A 7,822-nucleotide genomic window follows, 5' to 3' on the forward strand; every position below is an offset into this window, starting at 1 on the left:
CGACTTAATCCCCTCCGTCCCCTTTTTTCAGCCGATCACGCGCTTGAACGGCGGCAGCGCGTCGATGATGCGCTTGCCGTAGCGGCGGGTCAGCAGCCGCGAATCGAGGATGATCACGCGGCCGGTGTCGGTGGAGGTGCGGATCAGGCGACCGGCGAACTGGGTCAACGTGCGCAGCGCGTGCGGAATGGCGATCAGGTTGAACGCATTGAGCCCGCGGCCCTCGAACCATTCGCTGAGGGTGGCAGTCTGCGGATCGGTCGGCACCGCGAACGGCACCTGGGTGATCACCACCGTGGTGCACGCTTCACCGGGCAGGTCGAGGCCTTCACCGAACGAGTTCAGGCCGAACAGCACCGAACCCTCACCCGCTTCGACGCGGCGCAGGTGTTCTTCGATCAGCCGGGTCTTGGACATCTCGCCCTGTACCAGCACCTGCTTGCGCCGCGCCGCCGGCATCAGCCCGGCCACCTTTTCCATCTTCCAGCGCGAGGTGAACAGCACCATCGAGCCCTTGGCCCAATCCAGCTCGGTGTCGAGGTAGCGCGCCACTTCGCGGGGATGGCCTTCGCGGTCGTCGGGGGTGACCGGGAACCTGGGCACGATCAGCTCGGCCTGGTTGGGCAGGTCGAACGGCGACGACAGCGAGACCATCTCGGCCTCTTCCGGAATGCCGTTGTCGATCGCCAGCGACTGGAAATCGCCACCGCCGGTCAGCGTCGCCGAGGTCATCACCACCGAGTCCACCTCATCCCACAGCAGCTTGCGCAGCACGTGCGCGGCCGATACCGGCGAGCCGTGCAGCACCAGGTCGCCGTCGCGGGTGGCGGTGACCCAGCGCGCCATCGGCGGCGCGCCGTCCTTGTCCTCGCGGCGCCAGGCCTGCCACAGGTTGTACTGTTGCTCGATCATTTCCAGCGCCATGCCCAGGTTGCGCTGCAGGCGCTCGCGCGCGGCGTCGTCCGGCTTGCCCTTGGCCACCTGCGCGGTAGCGGCATGCGCCCAGTTGTAGAGGCTGCGGGTCTCGTCGGCCAGTGCCTCGATCGGCTCGCGCCAGGCCTCCGGCAAACGGCCGTTGGCCGCGCGCCACATCGGCTCCTCGTCCGCTGGCGCCGGCATCCACACCCGCTCGATGTGATCGCGGAACGCGCGCAGCTGCTTGGCGACGTTGCTGGCGACCTCGATCGCTTCGTTCGGCAGCAGGTTGCCGAGGCGGTCCTTGTCGACCGCGCGGTAGGCACCGGCAATCAGGATCTGCAGGCGCCCGGTGCGCTTGGCCATTTCATCCAGCGCCAGGCTGGCCGCGCCCTGGTCGATCGCCACGTTGCCGATGTGATGGCCTTCGTCCAGCACCAGCAGCATGTCCGACGGCGGCGCGATCAACGGCTGGCCGTTGTCGCTGTCGCCGATCGACAGCGCCGACAGCAGCAGCGCGTGGTTGGTGACCACGATCTGCGCATCGCGCACGGTGTTGCGTGAACGCAGCACCGCGCACTGCGCCGAATACGCACAACGGCGCCCGGCGCAGCCCGAGGCCGGCGTGGTGATGCGGCTGCGCAGGCCGGGACTGATGGTCTCCGGCGCATTGTCGATATCGCCGTCCCAGCTGCCGCCGGTGAAGGCATCGGTCAGGCGCTTGGCGATGTCCATCTCGATCGGCGCCAGCGGCCGGTCGAACAGTGGTGCATCATCCTCGAACATGCCGCCCTGCGAGCCCTCGCCCTGTGCTTCGGCGGCGTTACGCGTGCACAGGTAGCGGGTACGGCCCTTGGCCAGCGCCACGGTTGCTTCCAGGCCGGTGGCCTTGAGGAAATTCGGGATATCGCGCTCGACCAGCTGCGACTGCAGCGCCACGGTGCCGGTGCTGATCACCAGCTTCTTCTTGCTGGCCAGCGCAATCGGTACGCCCGCAGTGAGGTAACCCAGGCTCTTGCCGACGCCGGTCGGCGCCTCGACCACGCCAACGCCGCCGCTCTTCGACAGCGCGCGTGACACCACGCCGATCATCTGGCTCTGCGAGCGGCGGGTGGAGAAGCCGGGAGTATTGGCCTGCAGCGTCGTGTACGCCTTGCGGATCGCGTCCTTCAAGGGGTCATCGAGCGTGCGCGGAGCGGCGACGGTTTCGGTCACGCCGGGAATTACCGTGGCTGGATCGGGCCGGTCATTGTCGCATGGCCGGCCATGTCCGCCGCCGCTGGCTGCCTGAACGGGGCAGCGGCGACGCCCGGCGGCTGGATGAACACACCGGACGCTGCTGGCGACGGCCCTGGGCCGTCACCGCGGTGTCACTGCACCGCGTTGCCGCGCAGCCGCAGCAGGCGCACCAGCGCCCACACCAGCAGCACCACGCCGATGGCCTCGACCATTGCCAGCGCGAAATGCAGCACGCCGAGGATGGCGCTCAGGCTCGACACGGCACTGAAATCACCACTGCGGACCATCCACATCGGCAGGATGCCCGCCGCCATCCCACCGAGGCTGGTCAACAGCAACAGCAGCAGGCCGACCAGGGCGCCGGTGCGGGTCGCATCGCGCGGCGCACCGACCACCCAGACCAGGCCGACGCACAGCGCGATCAGCACCGGCAGGCGCACACCGACCATGCTCAGCACGGTCACCATCAAGGTCGTGCCGTCCATCGATCAGTCCTCGCCGGCCAACACAGCCGGGCCCTGGCGCAGCGCCTGGTAGACCTCGTCGGTCTGCGGGCGTACGCCGTGCCACTGCAGGAAGCTCTCGGCAGCCTGTTCGACCAGCATGCCCAGGCCATCCACGGTGTTGCGGCAGTTCGCCGCGCGTGCCCATGCCAGGAAGGCGATCGCCGCCTCGCCGTAGTTCAGGTCGACGGCGGTGGTCATCGAGTTGACCAGCGACAGCGGCAGCTTGAACTCGACGTCGCGGTCGCGGCCCGCCGAGGTGGCGTTGACGATCAGTTCAAAGTCGCCCAGGTCGCGCAGGTCCTCCCAGTAGCGGCTGATCGCGCGGCCCGGTTCGCCCATGGCATCGATCAGCTCGTCGGCACGTTCCGGCGTGCGGTTGACCACCACCAGTTCGGTGATGCCGGCATCGAGCAGCGCCGGGGCGACGCTGCGCGCCGAGCCACCGGCACCGATCATCAGCACGCGACGGCCGCGCAGGTCCAGGCCATGGCGGTCGGTCAGGTCGCGCACCAGGCCGATGCCATCGGTGGTGTCTCCGTGCCAACGGTCGCCCTTGCGCAGCAGCGTGTTGACCGATCCGGCGCGGCGCGCCCGTGCGGTCAGCGTGGTGCACACCGAGAACGCGGTTTCCTTGTGCGGCAGGGTGACGTTCGCACCGACACCGCCCTCGGCAGCGAAGGCCTCCAGGCCGGCCAGGAACGCCTCCGGGGCCAGGTCGATCGCGCGATAGTCGATGGCGATGCCTTCCTGGCGACCGAACGACGCATGGATCTGCGGCGACTTCGAATGGGCGACGGGGTGTCCGAAGACGGCGTAACGGTCGGTCATGGAATCCTCAAGCTGGCTAGACTGATGCTCTGTTCGTGCATGGAACCGGATGATGCGCATCACCCCGCCCCTGCTGGTGCTTGCCGCCAGTCTACTCTCTGCCCCCGTGGCGATGGCGTTGAACGAGTACGGCATCGAAGGCATGGGCGTGGTCTCGACCCGCGCCGACGAGGGCCGCGCCACGATCAGCGCCGATGGCCAGCGCATCGTTTTCGCCCGCCGCGACGAAGCCGGCTGGGGCCTCTGGGAGGCACGCGTGGTCGACGGTCGTTGGCAGCAGGCACAGGCACTGCCGGTCGGCGTGGCCGGTGAAGCCCGTGATCCCTACTTCAGCCGTGATGGCCGCTGGCTGCTGTTCGCGGCCGGCCGCGAGGGCGCGCTGGCGCTGTACCGCGCTGCGCTGGCCACCGATGGCCGGCTGGGCCCAGCGCAGCCGCTGGGCGGTGACGGCGGGCGCCGGGAAGAGCGCGGACCGGCCCTGAGCGCGGATGGCAAGCAGCTGTTGTTTGCCCGCCAGCAGGGCCATGGCGCCGGCTGGGACCTGTTCGTAGCGACGCTGGATGCGCAGGGCCTGCGTGGCCCGGCCACCGCACTGAGCGCGCTGAACAGCGCCGACGACGAGACCGACGGCGACTGGCTGGGCCATGACGGCGCCGTGGTGTTCAGCCGCGGCCACGGCAGTACCGCGCAGGTCTGGAGCAGCGGCTGTGCGTGGAGCGGTGTGGCGCTGCAGCCGCTGGGACTATCGTTCAACCAGGCCGGCGGCTGGACCGGCGCGCCGGTGATCGACAACGCCAGGCCCGGCGAGATGATGGTGGCCAGCAGCGCGGCAAAGGCGCCGCGCGCCGGTGGCGTGGACGTGTACCGGTTGGCGGTGCCTAGGGTGGCGGCGGTGGCCGGGTGCGTGCGGTAGATCCACGCCGCGCGTGGATGATCGTTTGGTAGATGCCAACCTTGGTTGGCATGCGGGAAAGTGCCAACCAAGGTTGGCACCCACCCGTCAGCGCGACAGCACCTTGGCGCGCAACTGCTCGTACTCCATCTCGCTCAGCTGGCCGTTGTCCTTGCGCTGGTTCAACGCAGCCAGCTCGGCCTGCACGCTGTCCGGCAGGGCCTGCTCACGGGCTACGTGGCGGGCGGCGGAAAGCTGCTCCGGCGGGCGCTTGCCCGCCCGCCAGGCGGCGATGAAGACACCGACGATGATGGCACCGAACACCAGGACACCGGTGCCCCAGATCAGCCATTGCATCCATCCCAGTTCGGGTCCCATCGCGCAGTCCTCCGTCTATCGTGGCGCTATTGTCAGCGCTCGCGCAGCCATCGCGCCACCTGCGGCGCGAAATAGGTCAGCACGCCATCGGCACCGGCCCGCTTGAAGCCCAGCAGCGACTCCAGCACGCAGGCACGCTCGTCCAGCCAGCCGTTGGCGAAGGCGGCCTTCATCATCGCGTACTCGCCACTGACCTGATAGGCGAAGGTCGGCACGCCGAACGTGTCCTTCACCCGGCGCACCAGGTCCAGGTACGGCATGCCCGGCTTGACCATCACCATGTCGGCGCCCTCTTCCAGGTCCAGCGCGATCTCGCGCAGGGCCTCGTCGCCGTTGGCCGGGTCCATCTGGTAGGTCTTCTTGTCGGCCTTGCCGAGGCTGGCCGCGCTGCCCACCGCATCACGGAACGGGCCGTAGAACGCCGAGGCGTACTTGGCCGAGTAGGCCATGATGCGCACGTTGATGTGGTTGTCGGCATCCAGCGCACGGCGGATCGCGCCAATGCGGCCGTCCATCATGTCCGACGGCGAGACGATGTCCACACCGGCCTCGGCGTGCGACACCGACTGCTTGACCAGCGCTTCGACCGTGATGTCGTTCAGCACATAGCCCTTGTCGTCGATGATGCCGTCCTGGCCGTGGGTGGTGTACGGGTCCAGCGCCACGTCGGTCATCACGCCCAGTTCCGGGAAGCGCGACTTCAGCGCGCGGATCGCACGCTGCGCCAGGCCGTCCTCGGCCCACGCCGCCGACGCGTCCAGCGACTTCAGCGACGGGTCGATCACCGGGAACAGGTCGATCACCGGAATGCCCAGTTCCAGCGCTTCTTCGGCCACCTTCAGCAGCTCTTCGATCGACAGCCGCTCCACGCCCGGCATCGACGGCACTGCGGTGCGGCCCGCCAGTTCGTGCACGAACACCGGGTAGATCAGGTCGTCGGTGGTCAGCGTGTTCTCGCGCATCAGGCGGCGCGAGAACTCGTCGTGGCGCATGCGGCGCGGGCGGTAAAGCGGATGGGACATGGCAGGCTCCGAGGAGTGGCTATTGCAACAGGTAACCCTGCGGCAGCAGGGGTTCGGGCAAGGGGCGTTCGCCGAGCGCGTCGAGCTGGTCGATCTCGATCGTGCGCACCAGCGCGTCCAGCGGCAGGTCGTTCGGCTCCAGGCCGAACGGGTCTTCCATTTCTTCGCCCAGCTGGTCCAGGCCGAAGAAGGCATAGGCCAGCACCGCCGACAGCACCGGCGTGCCCCAGCCCAGCGAACTGGCCAGGCCGAACGGCAGCAGCACGCAGAACATCCACGCGCAGCGATGCAGCAGCAGGGTGTAGGCGAACGGCAGCGGCGTGGTGAGGATGCGCTCGCAGCCGGCCTGGATCGACGACATCGCGTGCAGGCGGTCTTCCAGCTGGGCGTAGAGGATCGGGTCGAGGTCACCGGAACGCAGCGCCTGGGCCAGCTCGGCGGCGATCATCGACAGCAATGCATCGGGCACGTTCTCGCGCTGCCCAAGTTGTTCGCGCTGGCGCTTGTCCAGCCACGGCAGGGCCATCAGCGCCACGATGCGCCCGCGCAGGCGACCGGCCAGGGCATGGGCGAAGGCGGTGGTGAGGTACGCGATGCGGCGACGGCGGCCGCCGTCATCGGCCAGCAGCAGGTGCACCTGGCGGGCCAGCGAACGTGATTCGTAGACCAGCTGGCCCCACAGCTTGCGGCCTTCCCACCAGCGGTCATAGCAGGCGCTGTTGCGGAAGCTGAGGAAGATCGACAGGACCAGGCCGAGCAGGGTGAACGGCGTGACCGACACGCGTTCGATGCCGGTCGGCGGGGCCAGCTCCACCACGGCCGCCACGGCAATGGACAGGATCAGGATGGCCAGCACCTTCGGCGCGATCGCTTTGACGATCGAGCCGCGCAGGATGTACAGCAGTTGCCAGCCGTGGGGACGGGGTCGGATGATCATCGGGCAGCCGCGCCAGGCGCGGAATCACAGGCACGCGGGGGGCTCGCGCAGCCGCTCATTGTACGCCCCTGCCCGGCCAGCAGCCGTGTACCTGCGACGCCCGGTCGCACCGGGTGCCGGGATTCAGATCACACCGCCGCCCAGGCCCAGGCGCAGGATGCCGACCACCACCACGATGCCATTCAGCACCAGCCCGGCCCAGGCCCGACCGCGCTTGGTCGGGTGGGTAAACAGGATGCCCAGCGCGGCGATCACCGCGCCGACGGCGGCGAACGGGATCAGGAACCAGTTGCCCCAGCCAAGCAGCGGAATCAGCGCCAGGATCATCCACAACAGCGCCAATACGCCCCACAAAAGACTGATCACGCCCATTCCGCTCTCCCGCAGTTGGTTCCTGTCTGTCCACCATAGTCGTTCACGCGGTCGCCGCCTACTGCCGTTGGCGGGGCTGTCACCCGACGCGTGCTAGCGTGCTGCCGTGGGTGCCCGGGCCCGGGTGTTGGCGCCGATTCAGAGTGGCCCACCGAAGATCGCAACCAGTCCTACAGGGGTCGTGCCATGAACATCCGTTGGGCCGCGCTGGCGGCCATCCTGCTGGTCGCCGCCGGTTGTGCCAGCACCTCCAAGGTCATGCTGGGGCGCGCCCGCGCGCCGATCGATCCGGCACTGGTGCAGATCTATTCCACGCCACCGGCCGGCTCCCAGGAGATCGCCCAGCTGGAATCGGCGTCTGCGGTGGGCTTCGGCACGCAGGGCCAGACCGATGCCGCGGTGGCACGCCTGAAGCGTGAAGCGGCCGCACTGGGCGCCAATGGCGTGGTGCTGATGGGCGTCGGCAGCAGCGGCTCGCCGGTCGGCATGTCGGTGGGTGCCGGTACCTTCGGCTCGCATGTGGGGGGGGGCGTCGGCATCGGTATTCCGACCACGCAGAAGCGTGCCGCCGGCGTGGCGATCTGGGTACCCAATCCGGAACCGCCGGCACGGTTGCCGACCCAGGTGATCACGCCGCAGCCGCAGCGGTGATGCGATTGCATCACCGCTGGTAGCGCCGGGCCATGCCCGGCGGCTTTTCCGCTGCGCTCGCCGGGCATGGCCCGGCGCTACC

9 protein-coding genes are annotated in these 7,822 nt (G+C 68.9%); 2 read left to right on the plus strand and 7 right to left on the minus strand.

The features are described from left to right. Window positions 1–27 precede the first annotated feature (27 nt). The 3 genes from dinG to aroE all read right to left on the minus strand — a co-directional run bounded on the left by dinG (window position 28) and on the right by aroE (window position 3,488). Complete coding sequence (gene dinG, locus HMPREF3114_RS06565; RefSeq protein ID WP_053496799.1) at window positions 28–2,130, minus strand: ATP-dependent DNA helicase DinG; 2,103 nt, start codon at window positions 2,128–2,130, stop codon at window positions 28–30. Window positions 2,131–2,285: 155 nt separating this feature from the next. Beyond that, window positions 2,286–2,639, minus strand: a complete 354-nt coding sequence (locus HMPREF3114_RS06570) for a hypothetical protein (RefSeq protein WP_005420176.1) — start codon at window positions 2,637–2,639, stop codon at window positions 2,286–2,288. Between the two features lie 3 nt (window positions 2,640–2,642). Next, window positions 2,643–3,488 (minus strand): shikimate dehydrogenase, encoded by an 846-nt coding sequence (gene aroE, locus HMPREF3114_RS06575; RefSeq protein ID WP_005420177.1) that lies wholly within the window; start codon window positions 3,486–3,488, stop codon window positions 2,643–2,645. A 49-nt stretch (window positions 3,489–3,537) separates the two neighbouring features. Between aroE and HMPREF3114_RS06580 the strand changes: the two genes are divergently transcribed. Beyond that, the gene (locus tag HMPREF3114_RS06580; RefSeq protein ID WP_053496797.1) at window positions 3,538–4,401 is read left to right on the plus strand and encodes a TolB family protein; all 864 of its coding nucleotides are present in this window, start codon (window positions 3,538–3,540) and stop codon (window positions 4,399–4,401) included. Window positions 4,402–4,488: 87 nt separating this feature from the next. Here the strand turns inward: HMPREF3114_RS06580 and HMPREF3114_RS06585 are convergent, their stop codons facing one another. From HMPREF3114_RS06585 to HMPREF3114_RS06600, 4 genes are all read right to left on the minus strand, one after another. Then, window positions 4,489–4,758 carry a hypothetical protein gene (locus tag HMPREF3114_RS06585; protein ID WP_005420179.1) on the minus strand — a complete coding sequence of 90 codons (270 nt, stop codon included), beginning with the start codon at window positions 4,756–4,758 and terminating at the stop codon, window positions 4,489–4,491. Window positions 4,759–4,790: 32 nt separating this feature from the next. Then, window positions 4,791–5,780 (minus strand): porphobilinogen synthase, encoded by a 990-nt coding sequence (gene hemB / locus HMPREF3114_RS06590; RefSeq protein ID WP_005420181.1) that lies wholly within the window; start codon window positions 5,778–5,780, stop codon window positions 4,791–4,793. 19 nt (window positions 5,781–5,799) lie between these two features. After that, a complete protein-coding gene (locus tag HMPREF3114_RS06595; protein WP_053496796.1) occupies window positions 5,800–6,717 on the minus strand; it encodes a bestrophin family protein in 918 nt (305 codons plus the stop codon). 123 nt (window positions 6,718–6,840) lie between these two features. After that, complete coding sequence (locus tag HMPREF3114_RS06600) at window positions 6,841–7,089, minus strand: hypothetical protein (RefSeq protein WP_005420185.1); 249 nt, start codon at window positions 7,087–7,089, stop codon at window positions 6,841–6,843. A 186-nt stretch (window positions 7,090–7,275) separates the two neighbouring features. Here HMPREF3114_RS06600 and HMPREF3114_RS06605 point away from each other — a divergent pair, with 186 nt between their 5' ends. Further along, window positions 7,276–7,740 carry a hypothetical protein gene (locus HMPREF3114_RS06605; RefSeq protein WP_049439393.1) on the plus strand — a complete coding sequence of 155 codons (465 nt, stop codon included), beginning with the start codon at window positions 7,276–7,278 and terminating at the stop codon, window positions 7,738–7,740. Window positions 7,741–7,822 lie beyond the last annotated feature (82 nt).

Origin of the sequence: Stenotrophomonas sp. HMSC10F07 (assembly GCF_001807895.1) — a bacterium.
GTDB classification, from domain to species: domain Bacteria; phylum Pseudomonadota; class Gammaproteobacteria; order Xanthomonadales; family Xanthomonadaceae; genus Stenotrophomonas; species Stenotrophomonas sepilia.

Bases quoted from the DNA above. Each gene is read 5' to 3' on its own strand.
- HMPREF3114_RS06595 (WP_053496796.1), bottom strand. From the start codon at position 6,717: ATGATCATCCGACCCCGTCCCCACGGCTGGCAACTGCTGTACATCCTG.
- aroE (WP_005420177.1), bottom strand. From the start codon at position 3,488: ATGACCGACCGTTACGCCGTCTTCGGACACCCCGTCGCCCATTCGAAG.
- hemB (WP_005420181.1), bottom strand. From the start codon at position 5,780: ATGTCCCATCCGCTTTACCGCCCGCGCCGCATGCGCCACGACGAGTTC.
- HMPREF3114_RS06585 (WP_005420179.1), bottom strand. From the start codon at position 4,758: ATGGGACCCGAACTGGGATGGATGCAATGGCTGATCTGGGGCACCGGT.
- HMPREF3114_RS06570 (WP_005420176.1), bottom strand. From the start codon at position 2,639: ATGGACGGCACGACCTTGATGGTGACCGTGCTGAGCATGGTCGGTGTG.
- HMPREF3114_RS06605 (WP_049439393.1), top strand. From the start codon at position 7,276: ATGAACATCCGTTGGGCCGCGCTGGCGGCCATCCTGCTGGTCGCCGCC.
- HMPREF3114_RS06580 (WP_053496797.1), top strand. From the start codon at position 3,538: ATGATGCGCATCACCCCGCCCCTGCTGGTGCTTGCCGCCAGTCTACTC.
- HMPREF3114_RS06600 (WP_005420185.1), bottom strand. From the start codon at position 7,089: ATGGGCGTGATCAGTCTTTTGTGGGGCGTATTGGCGCTGTTGTGGATG.